Genomic DNA, 15,787 nt, shown 5'->3' on the forward strand with positions numbered 1-15,787 from the left:
TCTACTCCATGCGCGCGCGGAACAGCCAGGCGGACGCGGAGAGCGTCGCGATGGCGATCAGGCCGAGCGGCCAAAGCTGGTGGAAGACGGCGGCGGCGGGCATCGCCTTCAGGAACAGGCCCTGGACGATAACGAGGAAATAGCGTGCCGGATCGAGATAGGTGACGAGCTGGAGCCAGCCCGGCATGTTGTCGATCGGGCTGGCATAGCCCGAGAGCAGGATCAGCGGCGTCGTCACCAGGAACGCCCCCAGGAACGCTTGTTGCTGGGTCTGCGACAGCGCCGAGACGAACATGCCGATACCGATCAGCGCGAGCATGTACATGGCGAGCGAGAGGAAGAAGAGCAGCAGCGATCCGGTGAACGGCACGCCGAACACCAGGGGCGCGATGACCAGATAAAGGCTGCCGTTGAGCATCCCGATGATGAAAGGCGGGACCATCTTGCCGATCAGTATCTCGTGGATGCGCAAGGGCGAGACCATGAGCTGGTCGAACGTGCCCAACTCGCGTTCTCGCGCCACCGATTGCGAGGTGATCGCCAGCCCCGCGACCGAGGTGATGATCGCGACCAGCGACGGCAGCGTGAACCAGATGTAATCGAGCGAGGGGTTGTACCAGTTGGTGACTACGCTCCCCTGCCCCGCGCTTCCCTGTCTGGTGCTGACGCGCGGCGCGAGATCCGCACCCACGCCGCCGACGATCTGGGTGAGGTAACCCGCGACGATCTGCGCCGCGTTCGAGCGGCGACCGTCGAGGATCAGGCCGATCGTCGCGGGCCGATGCGCAGCGACGTCGCGGTCGAAATCCTCGTCGATCACCATCGCGGCGATCACCTTCTGGTTGTCGATCGCGTCCTTGAGCTCGTTCGGGCTGCGGAGAGGTACGATCTCGCGGAAATTGGGGCTGCCCGCGATCCGGCTGATCACCTCGGCGGAATGCGCGCCGGAGCTCCGATCGAGCACGCCGATATCGACATTCTTGACGTCGAGCGTGGTCGCGAAAGTAAAGATGAAGAGCTGCATCAAGGGCGGCACGAACAGCACGACGCGCGACTTGGGATCGCGCAGCACCGCCCACATCTCCTTGACGATCATGGCCCCCAACCGGCGCAAGCCGGCCCCTCCAAAAAGCCTGCGCATCTAGTCGAGGCTCCTTCGGGTGACGCGGAACGACAAGAAGAAGAACACCGCGCCGAACAGCAGCATGATGCCGAGATTGGGCAGGATCAGCGCCCATTGGTCGCCTGCGAGGAACACCGATTCCAAGCACGGGATCAGGTAGCGCGCGGGGACGAGATAGGTGAGCGCCTGGATCGGCCAGGGCATCGATCCGATCTCGTAGATGAAGCCCGAGAGCAGAAAGGTGGGCAGGAATGCCGAGAGCAAGGCCACCTGGCTCGCGACGAACTGGTTCTTGGTCGCCGAGGAGATGAACAGGCCGAGCCCAAGCGCGGGCATCAGAAAGCACGATCCGATCAGAAACAATGCGAACACCGATCCGCGGAACGGTACGCCGAAGACGAACACGCCGATCAAGGTGCAGAGCGTCATCGAGGCGAGCGCGAGCAGGTAATAAGGGATGACCTTGCTCGCGATGAACTCGGCCATGCTGATCGGCGTGGCCATCATCGCCTCCATCGTCCCCCGCTCCCATTCGCGCGCGATGACGAGCGCGGTGAGCAGGGTCCCGATCATCGTCATCACGTTGGCGATTGACCCGGGGACGAGGAAATAGCGGCTCTTGAGCTCGGGATTGTACCAGAAGCGCGCGGAGATGTTGATCGGCGCGTCGGCGGCGCTGGGGTTGCGCTCCAGCCCTTCGGCTGCCGCCCATTGCGCGCGGACGCCCTCGCCATAGGAGGCGGCGAAATTGGCGGTGTTGGGCTGCGATCCGTCAGTGATGATCTGGATCGGCGGCACCCTGCCCTGGTTGAAGCGCCGGCCGAAATCGGGCGGAATGACAATGATCGCGCGGACCTCACCATCGACCATCTTCTCGCGCACCGGCTGGATCGACCGCGCCATGGTCACCTCGAAATATTTCGACGTCTGATAGGCCTGGGCGAGGCGGAGCGCCGGGACGCTGCTGTCCTGGAGCACCACCGCGATCCGCGTCCGGGTACTGTCGAGCGACACCGCATATCCGAACAGGAACAACAGGATCATCGGCAGCACGAAGGCGATCAGGAAGGTGGAAGGGTCACGCAGGATCTGCGCGCTTTCCTTGGTGACGAGCGCGGCGACGCGGCGCGGCGAGGAGCGGATGCCGGTCATGCCGCCTCCCTCGCCTCGCGCCGGCGGTCGAATTCCTCGATCAGCGCGATGAAGGCGTCCTCCATCGTCGGATCGTCCGCGTTGGAGAGTTCGCCGGCCTTGGCCTTCAGCTCATCGGGCGTGCCGGTGGCGATCTGCTCGGCGCGGTAGATCAAAGTGACCTGGTCGCAATATTCGGCTTCGTCCATGAAATGGGTGGTGACGAGCACGGTCACACCCTTCTCGACCAGCCCGTTGATATGGATCCAGAATTCTCGACGGGTGACCGGATCGACGCCCGAGGTCGGCTCGTCGAGGAACAGTACCGGCGGCTCGTGCATCACCGCGCAGGCGAGCGCGAGGCGTTGCTTGAAGCCGAGCGGCAGGCTGCCGGCATTGGTATCGAACCGGCCCTCCAGCTCGAAGATCGATCCCATCGCCTCGATCGCGCGCCTCGTCTGATTGCGGTCGAGATCATAGGCGCCGGCGAAGAAATCGAGATTCTGGCGGACGCTGAGATCGCCATAGAGCGAGAATTTCTGCGCCATATAGCCGAGCGAGGCGCGGGCATCGGCGCGCGCGTGCCGCAGATCGTTGCCCGCAACCGCGCCGGTGCCGCTGGTGGGCGTGAGCAGCCCGCAGAGCATCTTGAACGTGGTCGACTTGCCAGCGCCGTTGGGGCCGAGCAGTCCGAAGATCTGCCCGCGGGGAATCGCGAAGTTCATATCCTTGGCCGCGACGAAATCCCCGAAGCGCTTGGTCAGGCCCTTGGCCTCGATCGCGCAGCCATCGCCCTTGTCGATGGTGCGGTAGCGCTCGGCGAGCTTGCTGGTGCCGCTCGGGCCGCCGCCCAGTCGCTCGATGAAGCCATCCTCGAAACGCGCGGGCGTGGGCTCGACCTTGGCGCCCTCGGCCTCGAGCGATTGCGGCGTGGGCGGCGACGCCCCGTCCTTCATTAGCAAACGGACCGAGCGGCCCTGGATCGTACCGTCGATCACCTCGTCGCGGTCGAGCGCGTGGGTCAGGAACTCGCGCCGGCGCTCCTTGAAGCCGGTGACGCGGAAAACGCGGTCCGCGACACCGCCCGTCAAGTTGGCGGGCGCGCCATCGAACAGCAACTTGCCTTCGTTGAGCAGATAGACGGTGTCGCACTTCTCCGCCTCGTCGAGATAGGCGGTCGACCAGAGCACGCCGATGCCCTGGTCGGTGAGGTCGCCGACCATCGCCCAGAGTTCGCGGCGCGAGATCGGATCGACGCCGACGCCGGGCTCGTCGAGCAACAGCACCTTGGGCGTGCGGACCAGCGCACAGGCGAGGCCGAGTTTCTGCTTCATGCCGCCCGAGAGTTTGCCCGCCAGGCGATCCTGGAAGCGTGCGAGATCGGTGAAGTCGAGCAGCCGCTTGAAGCTCTCGGCGTGTTCGCTCTTGGGGAGCCCGCGGACCTCGGCATAGAGATTGAGATTCTCGATGACGGTGAGGTCCTCGTACAGGCCGAAGCGCTGGGGCATGTAACCGAGATCGTCGAGGCGCTCGCCGGGCGCGCTGCCGAGCACCTCCACCGTGCCCTCGCTCGGCGCCATCAGCCCGGCGAGGATGCGGATCAGCGTGGTCTTGCCGGCGCCGTCGGGCCCCACCAGACCGGTCACCTGCCCGCTGGGGATCTGCATCGAGATACCGTCGAGCGCGGTCGCTTCGCCGAAGCGCTTCACCAGATTTTCGGTACGGGCGACCGGCCCGGCCATGACGATCAATTCTCGTGGCGCGGGCGGGCACCGGGGACCTTGACCGTCACCGGTTGGCCCTGGCGGAGCGCGTCGTCGGGATCTTCGACGATGACGCGGACCTGATAGACGAGGTCGGTGCGCAGATTCTCGGTCTCGACCGACTTGGGCGTGAACTCGGCCTTGGGCGCGATATAGCCGATCGTGCCGTGATAGATCTTCTGATTGCCGTCGACGGTTACCGCCACCTTCATCCCGGGACTAATCCGGCTGAGATCGGTCTCGGCGACATAGGCACGCACGCGCATCGGGCGATCGATCGAGATGGTGAGCACCGTCTGACCGGGCTGGACGATCGCGCCGGGCTCGAGGGCGCGGGTGACGACCGTGCCATCGCTTGCGGCGACCAGACGCGTATCGCCGAGATCGGTGCCTGCGCTGTCGCGCGTCGCCTGGGCGGCGCGGACGTCGGCCTGCGCGGCGGCGATATCCTCGGTGCGGCTGCCGGCGTTGAGCAGCGACAGGCCTTGCTGCGCCTCGAGCAATTGCGCGCGGGCCCGGTCGCGGTCGGAGACGGTCTGCTCCCATATGTCACGGCTGATCGCGCCGGGGCCGACCAAAGGCTGGCGGCGGGCATAGTCGCGCTGGGCATTCTCATAGACCGCCTGGGCGGCGGCAACGCGGGCGCGCGCCTGGCCGATATCCTGGATGCGGTTGCCGTTCTTCAGCTTGTTCAACTGCGCCTGAGCCTGGCCCAGCCGGGCGTCGGCCTCCGCCATGCGGCTCTGGATCGTCGCGGTGTCGAGCACGGCGAGCGGCTGGCCGCTTTTGACCTTCGCCCCCTCGTCCACCGCGATATCGCCGATCCGGCCGCCGACGCGGAAGCTCATGTCCACCTCGCGGATATCGACATTGCCGTAGAGCGACAGCTGGCCCGCATCTGCCCGGGCGAACAGCCCAAAGCCCTTGGTCGCGAACGCGGCGATCGCCAGCCCGACGACCACGACGAGGATAATGATAATGCGGCGATTCATCGCGGCGTCTCCGAAAGGATGCAGAGGGCATTGGCGCGCATGCGCGTCAGCAATAGGGTGGCGTTGGCTTCGTCGATATGGTCGGTGCCGAGCGCCCGGCAGACCGCGGCATGGCCGGCGCGCAGCACCATCGCCTGGCCGAAGATCAGGATGCCGGTGGCGACCACTTCGCGCGGGTTCAGATCGGGCCGCGCGCGCGAGATCAGCTTGATGAACGCATCGAGCACCATCTGCATCGCGCCGTCGAACAGCCGCGTGAACGCTTCGGTCGGGAATTGCTGCTCGCGGATGATGAAGCGGGACCAGGCCTCGGTTTCCGGGCGCAGCATCATCTGGGCCATGCTGGCAAGCAGGCCCAGCATGGCCTCGATCGCGCCCTCGCGGGAGGATTTGCCCGCCTCCAGCGCGGCGGCTACGGCGGGCGCCTGCATCGCGCGGATCTGCGCGGCGATGTGATCGGCGGCGGCGAGGTACAGCCCCTCCTTGCCGCCGAAATGATAGGTGATCGAAGACATCGCGGTGCCCGATGCGCGCGCGATCTCACGCGTGCTCGCGCCCTCGAAACCCTGCCGGCCGAACTGGTCTATCGCCACGTCTAGAAGGGTCTGGGATACCATCGCGACTCGTTTAGTTCGTTCGAACGAACAATACGTATCCCAATAGCTGTTCGGTTGCAACGCGCAAAGAAAAACGGGCGAACGGGGGGCAATCCGTTCGCCCGCACGTCGGGGGCCGAGGCTGACCCGCCGACGCTATTCGTAACGCAGCGCGTTGATCGGATTGGTGCGTGCGACGCGGAAGGCGTGCGCCCCGATCGTCGCGACCGCGATCAGCAGCGCGACCAGCGCGGCACCGATAAACGGCGTGGGCCCGAGCGTGATCCGGAGATCGAACTGGTTGAGCCAGTCGCGCATCACCCACCACGCCACCGGCCAGGCGATCAGATTGGCGATCAGCACCGGGCGGCTGAATTGCCACACCAGCAGCCGGACGATGTCGAAGGTGCGCGCGCCCAGCACCTTACGGATGCCGATCTCCTTGGTCCGGCGCTCGGCAGTGAAGGCGGCCAGGCCGAACAAGCCGAGACAGCCGATCACCACCGCCAGGATCGCGAACATCCCGAAGAGCTGCGCGCGCTTCTCGTCCTGATTGTAGAGATCGTGGACCACCTCGGTCACGAAGCGCGAGAAATAGGGGATGTCGGGCACCAGCCGCTTCCAGATCGCCTGGACCTTGGCATCGAGCGCCTTGAGATCGCCGTTCGAGCGGATGAGCAGTTGGAAGTAGTTGGTGGTCTGGTAGAAATAGACGATCGGCTGGAGCGGCTGGCGCACGCTGCGGTAGCGTACGTCGCTCACCACGCCGACCACCGTCGCGGGCACCCAGTTGCCCGCTTCGGGCACGGTGAAGCCGATCTGGACATGCTTGCCGATCGCCTCCTGCGGCGTCTGGTAGCCAAGCCGCTTCGCGCCGGATTCGGAGAGGATGATGTTGGTTCCGCGGGCAACCAGCCGCTTCTCCGCCTCGATATCGACTGGCGAGGGCGTGGTCGCATCGTCCATCGCGATCGACTCGCTGAAATTGCGACCGGCGAGCAGCTTCATGCCGAGCGCGTCGATCACGCCGGGGTCCATTCCGTAAACGCCGATCTGGAGCGGGTTGGTCTGCCCCTGCTGGCGTATGCTGGTCATCGAGTTGTTGCCGGGATTGACTGCGATCGAGGTTCTGCCGGCGGCGGTCACGCCCGGAATGCGCCGCACCTCCTCCTCGAAGGTCCTCGCCACCGGCTCCACCGCGGGCGCGTTGAGCCCATAGACTTGCAACAGGCCGTCGCGCTTGTACCCCGCGTCCATCGTGCGGGCGTAGATCGTCTGCGAATAGACGACGGCGGTGCAGATGATCAGCCCGATCGACACTGCGAACTGGACGATCACGAGCAGGTTGCGGAAGCGGCCGCTGCCCTCGGCCTCTGCCGCCGACTTGTTGGCCTTGAGCACGCGCGCCGGCTGGAAGCGCGAAAGATAGATCGCCGGATAGGCGCCGCCCGCAACGCCGACGAGCAAAGCGAGCAGGATGACCGGCAGCAATATCCCGTCGCTGCCCAGATAATGGATCTCCATCTGGGCCTCGAGAAAGGCGTTGAGCGGCCGGATCGCGAGCTCCGCGAACGCGAGCGCGATGACCGTGGCGATCGCCGCCACAAGGATCGATTCACCGATGAACTGCGAGATCAGCTGCCGCCGCGTCGCGCCAAGCACCTTGCGGAGCGCGACCTCGCGGGCACGTTGCGAAGCACGGGCGGTGGCGAGATTGGTGAAGTTGATGCACGCCATGGCGAGGATCATCAGCGCGACCACCGCGAAGGTGAGGATCGTCTGCTTGTCCGCGCCGGGCATCATCGTCGCGTCCTGCGCCTCGCCGAGATGGACGTCGCGAATATTGGTCAGGCGCCAGTCCTGGGAATCGCCGGGATTGGTCTTTGGACCGCCATCGGCGGGATCGTCGGGGATGTTGCGCTTTTCCCAGGCGGGGAACTGCGCCATCAGCGCCTTGGGATCGGTGCCCGGCTTGAGCTTGATATAGACGAAGCCGCCCTGGTTGTTCCACGACGTCAGCATCGTCGGCACCTTGCGGAAATAGGTCTGCGGATCGAAGCGCGCGACGGCGGTGAAACGTAGATGCGTGTTCTTGGGCAGGTCCTTGAACACCCCGGTGACGCGATAGTCCTGTTTGAGATCCTGCGAGGTGACGGTGAGCGTCTTGCCGATCGGATCGGCGTTACCGAAATATTTCTTCGCTTCAGTCTCGTTCAGCACGATCGAGCTGGTGTCGTCGAGCGCATGGGCCGCATCGCCCTTCACGAAGGGAATCTGGATGATGTCGAAGATGTTGCCGTCGACGAACACGCCGCGGTCGGGAGTCGTCGGCTGGCCGTCCTTGGTGATGACCATGCCCTGCCCCGTAAGGTAGACGCGCTTCTCGACCTGCGGAAAGTCCTTCTGCAGCGCCGTGCCCGAGACAAAGCTGGTCATCTGGAGCTTGTATTCCTCGCCGCCGCGCTCGGTGGGCTTGTAGAAGTCCTCGAACTGGTAGGCGTTTTCCGCGCCCTTCACCCAGCCGTCATAGCTGAATTCGTAGCGCACATAGGTGAGTATCAGCAGGCACGCAGCGATACCGAGCGACAGCCCGAAGATGTTGATGAAGGCATAGATCTTGTTCTTGGTGAGGGCCCTCAGGCCGACGGTCACATAGTTGCGCCACATGGCTTTGGTCCTACTCGTAGCGGAGAGCGTAGATGGGATTGGTGCGGGCAACGCGGATCGACTGGCCGGCAACGGTGGCGACGGCGATGAGCATCGCGAACAGCCCGGCGACCGCGAAGGGGATCGGCGTCAGAGCAATCCGCGTGTCGAAGCCGTTGAGCCAGTCGCGCATCACCCACCAAGCCACCGGCCATGCGATGAGGTTGGCGATCAGCACCGGGCGGCTGAACTGCCATACCAGCAGCCTGACGATGTCAGGGGTGCGCGCGCCCAGCACCTTGCGGATGCCGATCTCCTTGGTCCGCCGCTCGGTGGTAAAGGCGGCAAGTCCGTATAGGCCGAGGCAGCCGATCGCGACCGTCAGGATCGAGAAGGCGGCGAACAGCGCGCCGCGCGCGATCTCCTGGCGATATTGCTGGCGCACCAGATCGTCGGCGAACTCCGCATTGTACGGCACGAGCGGGATCGTCTGCCGCCAGACCCGCTCGACCCGCTGGCGGATTTCCGACGGTGTGACGCCGGCAAAGCGCACCGCGACCTGCGCGAAGCCCACCTTCTGCATGACATAAACGGTGGGCTGGATCGGCTCGCGCAACGAGCGGAAGCGCGCATCCGATACGACGCCGACGATGGCGCAGGGGATGAGGCCGACTTCGGGCACGGTGAGCGTCCCGCGCATCGGCTTGCCAATCGCCTCCTGCGGCGTGCGGAAGCCCAGGCGCTTCGCGGCGGACTCGCTGATCACCACGTTGATCCCGCGCGCGGCAAGCGCGCGCTCGGCGTCGAGATTGACCGGGAACGGCGTGGTGGCGTCATCCTTGCCCTGCGAGTCCGAGAAGAAGCGCCCGGCAAGCAGCCGCATCCCCATCGCCTCGAAAAAGCCGGTCTCGATGCCATAGGCGCCCAGCGAGACCGAGCTGGTCGCACCCGGCAGGAAGAAGTCGGCGGCCGAATTGCCGTTGGGCGATACGGCGATCTGCGTGCGCGCCGCAGCCTGGACTCCCGGGATGCGGCGGATGCGTTCGACCAACTGCTGCGACTGCGCCTGGGTGGCACCGCGGAAATCGAGGTTGGTGACCTGGAGCAGGCCCTCGCGCTGATACCCGGCGTCAAGCGTCTGCGCGAAGCGGGTCTGTCCATAGATCACTGCGGTGCAGACGATCAGCCCGATTGAAATCGCGAACTGCGCCACGACCAGAAAGCTGCGCAGCCGGCCCGAGCCCGCGGTATCGGCAGCCGAATTGTTCGCCTTGAGGATCTTCGCGGGCTGGAAGCGCGAGAGGTAGAAGGCCGGGTAGAGCCCGCCCGCCGCGCCGACAAGCACCACCAGGATCAGCGCCGGGAGCCACACATTGTCCGCGCCCCAGTAATGCATCGTGATCGCGGTCTCGAGGAAGCGGTTAAACGCAGGCAGCAGCAGTTCGACCAGCGCGAGGCCGGCGAGCATCGCCATCAACGCGAGCAGGATCGATTCGGTGAGGAACTGCGTAATCAGCTGCCCGCGCGTCGCGCCGAGAACCTTGCGCAACGCCACCTCGCGCGCCCGCTGCGACGCGCGGGCGGTCGCGAGATTGGTGAAGTTAATCGACGCCATGCCGAGGACGAGCAATGCGATCACCGCGAACGTCGTGACGGTGCCAGTGTCGTTGCCCGGCGTTAGCCCGAACATCTGCGCCTTGCCGAGATGGACGTCGCGGATATTGACCAGCGCGAAATCCATGTCGTCGCCGGGGTTGGTCCGCTCGCCATTAGTCACTTCATCGGGGATGTTGCGTTTCTCCCAGGCGGCGAGCTGCGCATTGATCGCGGCGGCATCGGTGCCCTTGCGCAGCTTGACGAAATTCCATCCCTGCTGGCTGCCGAAGCGGGTCACTTGCTGCATCCGATCGGCGAACTGCGTCTCCAGATCGAACCGCGCGATCATCTCGGCCGAAATGCTGCTGTTTTTGGGGATGTCCTTGAATATGGCGGTTACGCGGTAATCGACGTCGCCGGTGTTATCGACGATCGTCATCGTCTTGCCGATCGGATCCGCATCGCCGAAGCGGCGCTTCGCCTCGCTCTCGCTGAGCGCGACCGAATGCGAGTCGGGCAGCGCGGTCTGCGCGCTGCCGCGCACAAAGGGCAGATCGAAGACTTCGAAGAGGTTGCTGTCGACCATGCGCAGCTTCTGCACCTGCGAAGGCTCGCCGCCCTGGATCACGATCGGCGCGAAGGAGCGCATCCAGACGACCTTCTCAACCTGCGGGAAATCCTTCTTGAACGCCCGCCCCGCGGCGATCGCGCTCAGTTGCAGGTCTTTCTGCTCGCCGCCGCGGCCGCTCGCCGTGAAATAGGTCTGGAGCTGGTAGACCTGGGGGGCGTCCTTGAGCCAGCCGTCATAGTTCCGCTCGTAGCGGACATAGAGCAAGATCAGCAGGCACGCGGCGAGGCCGATCGTCAGACCGAAGATGTTGATAAAGGCATAGGTCTTGTTCTTCGCCAGCGCCCGAAAACCGACCATCAAGTAATTCCGCCACATATCTGGGTCCTACTCGTAGCGGAGGGCGTGGATGGGATTGGTGCGGGCAACGCGAAAGGCGTGCGCGCCGATCGTCGCGACCGCGATCAACAGCGCGATTAGTGCGGCCCCGATGAAGGGCGTCGGCCCAAGACCGATCCGGACATCGAACTGGTTGAGCCAGCCGCGCATCACCCACCAGGCGACCGGCCAGGCGATCAGATTGGCGATCAGCACCGGGCGGCTGAACTGCCATACCAGCAGCCGGATGATGTCCCACGTGTGTGCGCCCAGCACCTTGCGGATGCCGATCTCCTTGGTGCGCTGCTCTGCAGTGAAAGCGGCAAGACCGAAGAGTCCGAGGCACCCGATCACGACCGCGAGGATGGCGAACATGCCGAACAACTGGGCCCGCGTCTCATCGGCATCGTAAAGATCGTGGACGACCTCGGTCACGAATTGCGAGGCATAGGGAATGTCCGGCACCATCCGCTTCCACACCGCCGCGATACGGGCATCGGCATCGGTCGGCTTGCCGTTGAAGCGCACGAGCATCTGGTTGAAGCCCGCCGTCTCGTAGAAATAGAGGATCGGCTGCACCGGATCGCGCGCGGTGCGATAGCGCACGTCGCTGACCACGCCGACGATAGTCGACGTCACCATGCCCAGCGTCGGGCTACTCACCATCTGGCTCTGTACCCGCTGGCCGATCGCCGCGGCCGGGCCGGAGAAGCCCATGCGCCTGACAGCAGATTCAGAGAGGATGACGTTGTTGCCGCGCGCCACCAGGCGGCGCTCGATCTCCGGATTGGATAGCGAAGGGACGGTCGAATCGTCTGTCGCGATCGATTCTGAGAAATTGCGCCCCGCGATGAGCCGCATCCCGAGCGTGTCGATCGCATGGGTATCGATACCATAAATGCCCAACTCGACGGGCTCCTGGCTGCCGATCCGAAAAACGTCGGTGCTCGAATTGTTGCCCGTGGCGACGCCCAACCCGACGCGTGCGGCGTCGGCGATCCCGGGCTGCTTGCGGATCTCCTCGGTCAGCGACTTGCCTACCGATTCGACCTGCGGACGGAAGATCCCGTTCAGCTGGATCAGGCCTTCCTTCTTGTAGCCCGCATCTACCGAACGCGCGTAGATCGTCTGCGAATAGACGATCGCGGTGCAGATGATCAGCCCGATCGAGACGGCGAATTGGGTGACCACCAGCAGGTTGCGCAGCCGGCCGCTGCCCTCCGCATTGGCGGCGGACTTGTTCGCCTTCAGGATGCGCGCGGGCTGGAAGCGCGAGAGATAGAAAGCGGGATAGACGCCGCCCGCGAGTCCGACGAGCAGCGCCAGCCCGATCACCGGCAGCAGGATACCGTGCGCGCCGAGATAGTTGAACTGCATCTGGGCATCGAGGAATGCATTGAGCCAGGGCAATGTCAGCTCGGCGAGCGCCAGCGCGAGGAGCGTGGCCAGACCCGAAACCAGCATCGATTCCCCGATGAACTGGATAATGAGCTGCCGCCGCGTGGCGCCCAGCACCTTGCGCAACGCCACTTCGCGCGCCCGCTGCGATGCGCGCGCGGTCGCCAGGTTGGTGAAGTTCATGCACGCCATCGCCAGGATCAGCAGCGCCACCACGGCGAAAGTAAGCACCGTTGCCGGATCGGTCGTCGTCGCGGGCCCCCTCGACTGGTCGAGATGGATGTCCCGGACATTGGCGAAGAGGAAGTCCTCGGAATCGCCGGGATTGGTCTTGGGTCCGGGACCCAGGTCATCGGGGATGTTGCGCTTTTCCCATGCCGGCATCTGCGCTTGGATCTGGCGGATATCGGCGCCGGGCTTGAGCCGCACGAAGATCTGGCCGTTCTGCCAGCGCCATGAGGTCACTACCGGAGGCGCGTTCCGGAAATAGTCCACCGGATCGATCCGCGCGACGATCGTCATCCGGAACGTGCTGTTCTTCGGAATATCCTTGAATACGCCGGTCACGCGATAGTCCGCGGTCATGTCGCCGCTGATCACGGTGAGCGTCCTGCCGATCGGGTCTTCGGTGCCGTAGCGCTTCCGTGCCTCGCTCTCGCTGATCACCAGCGAATGCGGATCATCGAGCGAATGCGCCGGATCGCCGCGAACGAACGGGACCTGGATCACATCGAACAGAGGCCCGTCGGTGAGAACCGTGTTGTCGGTGGTCGTCGGTTGGCCGCTCTGGACGTAGATCGCGCCCTGACCCGTCGCATAGACGACCCGGTCGAACTGCGGGAAATCCTTCCTGACCGCGGTCGCCGCGGCATAGGCGGTAGTCTGCGACTTGACTTCGAGCCCGCCCGACGGCGTGGCGTGAAAATCCGTCTGCAGCTGAAAGGCCCGGTCGGCGTCGGGCAACCACGCATTGTAGCTGAACTCGTAGCGGACATAGGTGAGGATCAGCAGGCATGCCGCAATCCCGAGCGACAGGCCGAAGATGTTGATGAAGGCATAGACCTTGTTCTTGGTCAGGGCCCTGAGGCCGATGATCACGTAGTTGCGCCACATGACCTTTTCCTACTCGTAGCGAAGGGCGTGGATGGGATTGGTGCGGGCGACGCGGATCGACTGGCCCGCCACCGTCGCAAGCGCGATGGCGAGCGCGAGCAGCCCCGCCAGCGCGAAGGGTGTCGGCGTCAGCGCTATCCGTGCGTCGAAGGTGTTGAGCCACTCGCGCATCGCCCACCACGCCAGCGGCCAGGCGACGAGATTGGCGAGCACCACGGGCTTGGAGAATTGCCAGGCGAGCAGCCGGACGATGTCGCGCACCTTGGCGCCCAGCACCTTCCGGATGCCGATCTCTTTGGTGCGCCGCTCGGTGGTGAACGAGGCGAGGCTGTAGAGGCCGAGGCAGGAAATCAGGACTGCCAGCGCCGAGAAGCCGGCGAACAGCGCGCCGCGTGCGCGATCGGCGGCGTAGAGCTCGCGAGTGAGGTCATCGACGAAGCGTGCCTCGAAAGGAATCTCGGGCTCGAACTTGCGCCAGACCTTGTTCAGCCCCGCCATCACCTCGCCTGGACGCGCGGCGGCGAAGCGGACGAGCACCAGGTCCGTGAACTCGGGATCATAGGAATAGACGGCCGGTTCGATCGCTTCGCGGGCGCTACCGAAGCGAGTATCCTGGACAACCCCCACGATCGTAGAGGGGATCATCACGCCGCCGCCGCCCGAGAGGCGCATCTGCCGCCCAATCGCCGCCTGGGGACCACGAAAGCCGAGCTTGGCCACGGCGGCGCGATTGATCACGATGTTGAGGCCGCGTGCGGCAAGCGCCTGATCGTCGCCGCGCAGCATCCGGTCGGTAGCGAAGCGATCGCCCAGGCGGCGACCGGCGACGAGGCCGACGTCCACCGTTTGGATATATTCGGCGTCGACGGCGAAAAAGCCCATCGTCAGCAGGTCGGCGGCACCGGGCGCCTGAACGAGGCGAACAGGCCGGTCCGCCGAGGCGAGCGCCACTTCGGTCCGCGCGACCCCGGTGACGCCCGGAATCGCGAGCATGGCGACCCGCGCAGCCTCATATTCGCTCCCCTTGGCGAAGCGCCAGGCGTTGGCGACCTGGATCAGTCCGTCGCGACGATAGCCGGGATCGACCGATTCGACATAGCGCGTCTGCGACCAGATCACCCAGGTGGAAGCGACGAGCCCGATCGCGATGGCGAACTGAACCATGACCAGCCCGGTGCGGAACCTTCCGCTGCCTGGGGTCTCGATCGAGGATTTGTTGGCGCGAAGCACTTCGGCCGGATGGAAGCGGCTGATATAGAAGGCCGGGTAGAGCCCACCGAGCAGGCCCGTCGCAAGGAACAGCGCCGATACCGGCACCAGCATCCCGGCCGGCCCGAGATAGGCGATGCGAATGTCGGCGCCGAGAGCGGCGCTGATCCACGGCGTGGCAAGCTCGACGATGGTCAACGCGAGCAGCATCGCCACGCCCGCCATCACGACGCTTTCGCCGAGAAACTGCGTGATCAGCTGGCCGCGCGACGCGCCCAGCACCTTGCGCACAGCGACTTCGCGGGCACGCTGGGTTGCTCGTGCCGTGGATAGGTTGACGAAGTTCATCACCGCCATGGCCAGCGTGAGCAAAGCGACGACGGCGAAGGTGGCGAGCCCGCGTGGATCGCCGCCGGGCGTCAGCGCGGCTTCCTGGGTCGTGCCGAGATGGACATGGATCAGCGGCACCAGGCTGAGATCGATGGCGTCCGACATGGTCGCCGGCTTGCCGTCGATCACATCATCGGGGATCGAGCGCTTCTCCCATGCCGGGAGCCCGGCATTGATGGCTGCGGCATCGGCGGCGCGACGCAGCTTGACGTAATGCTGCTGGCTGAAATTGCCCCAATTGCGCTGTTCCGCAGGGATCGCGTTGATATCGCGGCGGAAGAGCAGGCTGAGGCGCAGGCTGGTGTTGCGCGGCAGATCGCGCAGCACACCGGTGACACGATAGTCGCGCTTGCCCGGACCGGCCCCGAGGCTCAGCGGTTTGCCCAGCGCGTAGGCGGTACCGAAGTGCCGGACCGCCTCACTCTCGGTAAGCACGATCGAATTGGTGTCGGGGAGCGCGGTCGCCGCCGTGCCCTGCGCGAAGGGAAGATCGAAGACATGGAAGAAATTCGCGTCGACTGTGGCGGAATCGATGAACCGCGGCTGGCCGTCGCGTTCGGTCACGGTCTTGCCGGACGCAAGCGAAGTCACTGCTTCGACCTGGGGAAAGTCGCCCGGCAGCTTCTCGTACAGGATAAAGGGGCTCGCTTGGGTATGGCGTGCAGGCTGCCCGGGCAGATTGAACTGCGACTGGACCTGGTAGATCCGGCCGCTGTCGGGCAGCCAGCTGTCATAGCTGCTTTCGTAACGGACATAGTTGAGGATTAGCAGGCAGCCGGCGAGCCCGAGCGCGAGCCCGCCGATGTTGATCGCGGCATAGGCGCGGTTCCGCGCCAGCAGCCGGAGCGCGATCAAGATGTAGTTCCGCCACATGCCCCGATCCC

Annotated in this window: 9 protein-coding genes; all 9 read right to left on the reverse strand. The window is 65.1% G+C overall.

Annotated features, from left to right (window positions below; translation table 11 throughout):
* Window position 1: 1 nt before the first annotated feature.
* Window positions 2-1,114, reverse strand: a complete 1,113-nt coding sequence (locus IAG41_RS08780; RefSeq protein WP_262408554.1) for an ABC transporter permease — start codon at window positions 1,112-1,114, stop codon at window positions 2-4.
* A gap of 27 nt (window positions 1,115-1,141) precedes the next feature.
* On the reverse strand, window positions 1,142-2,275 hold the full coding sequence (locus IAG41_RS08785) for an ABC transporter permease (RefSeq protein ID WP_187728238.1): 1,134 nt from the start codon (window positions 2,273-2,275) through the stop codon (window positions 1,142-1,144).
* Window positions 2,272-3,996: an ATP-binding cassette domain-containing protein gene (locus tag IAG41_RS08790; RefSeq protein ID WP_187728239.1), complete on the reverse strand. Its 1,725-nt coding sequence runs from the start codon at window positions 3,994-3,996 to the stop codon at window positions 2,272-2,274. Before IAG41_RS08790 ends, IAG41_RS08785 begins: the two co-directional genes overlap by 4 nt.
* Window positions 3,997-4,001: 5 nt before the next feature.
* Window positions 4,002-5,009 carry a secretion protein HlyD gene (gene hlyD / locus IAG41_RS08795; RefSeq protein ID WP_222950599.1) on the reverse strand — a complete coding sequence of 336 codons (1,008 nt, stop codon included), beginning with the start codon at window positions 5,007-5,009 and terminating at the stop codon, window positions 4,002-4,004.
* On the reverse strand, window positions 5,006-5,626 hold the full coding sequence (locus IAG41_RS08800) for a CerR family C-terminal domain-containing protein (RefSeq protein WP_187728240.1): 621 nt from the start codon (window positions 5,624-5,626) through the stop codon (window positions 5,006-5,008). Before IAG41_RS08800 ends, hlyD begins: the two co-directional genes overlap by 4 nt.
* 135 nt (window positions 5,627-5,761) lie before the next feature.
* A complete protein-coding gene (locus IAG41_RS08805; protein ID WP_187728241.1) occupies window positions 5,762-8,272 on the reverse strand; it encodes an ABC transporter permease in 2,511 nt (836 codons plus the stop codon).
* Window positions 8,273-8,282: 10 nt separating this feature from the next.
* A complete protein-coding gene (locus tag IAG41_RS08810) occupies window positions 8,283-10,775 on the reverse strand; it encodes an ABC transporter permease (protein WP_262408555.1) in 2,493 nt (830 codons plus the stop codon).
* 27 nt (window positions 10,776-10,802) lie between these two features.
* Window positions 10,803-13,304 carry an ABC transporter permease gene (locus IAG41_RS08815; protein ID WP_187728243.1) on the reverse strand — a complete coding sequence of 834 codons (2,502 nt, stop codon included), beginning with the start codon at window positions 13,302-13,304 and terminating at the stop codon, window positions 10,803-10,805.
* A 9-nt stretch (window positions 13,305-13,313) separates the two neighbouring features.
* Window positions 13,314-15,776, reverse strand: coding sequence for an FtsX-like permease family protein (locus IAG41_RS08820; protein ID WP_187728244.1), 2,463 nt, complete (start codon window positions 15,774-15,776; stop codon window positions 13,314-13,316).
* Between the last annotated feature and the right edge of the window lie 11 nt (window positions 15,777-15,787).

Source organism: Sphingomonas sp. JC676 (assembly GCF_014489075.1).
Taxonomy (GTDB): domain Bacteria; phylum Pseudomonadota; class Alphaproteobacteria; order Sphingomonadales; family Sphingomonadaceae; genus Sphingomonas.

What these genes read in the sequence shown, in the direction of transcription:
- IAG41_RS08785 (WP_187728238.1), bottom strand. Translation starts at nt 2,275, where the DNA reads ATGACCGGCATCCGCTCCTCGCCGCGCCGCGTCGCCGCGCTCGTCACC.
- IAG41_RS08790 (WP_187728239.1), bottom strand. Translation starts at nt 3,996, where the DNA reads ATGGCCGGGCCGGTCGCCCGTACCGAAAATCTGGTGAAGCGCTTCGGC.
- hlyD (WP_222950599.1), bottom strand. Translation starts at nt 5,009, where the DNA reads ATGAATCGCCGCATTATCATTATCCTCGTCGTGGTCGTCGGGCTGGCG.
- IAG41_RS08800 (WP_187728240.1), bottom strand. Translation starts at nt 5,626, where the DNA reads ATGGTATCCCAGACCCTTCTAGACGTGGCGATAGACCAGTTCGGCCGG.
- IAG41_RS08805 (WP_187728241.1), bottom strand. Translation starts at nt 8,272, where the DNA reads ATGTGGCGCAACTATGTGACCGTCGGCCTGAGGGCCCTCACCAAGAAC.
- IAG41_RS08810 (WP_262408555.1), bottom strand. Translation starts at nt 10,775, where the DNA reads ATGGTCGGTTTTCGGGCGCTGGCGAAGAACAAGACCTATGCCTTTATC.
- IAG41_RS08815 (WP_187728243.1), bottom strand. Translation starts at nt 13,304, where the DNA reads ATGTGGCGCAACTACGTGATCATCGGCCTCAGGGCCCTGACCAAGAAC.
- IAG41_RS08820 (WP_187728244.1), bottom strand. Translation starts at nt 15,776, where the DNA reads ATGTGGCGGAACTACATCTTGATCGCGCTCCGGCTGCTGGCGCGGAAC.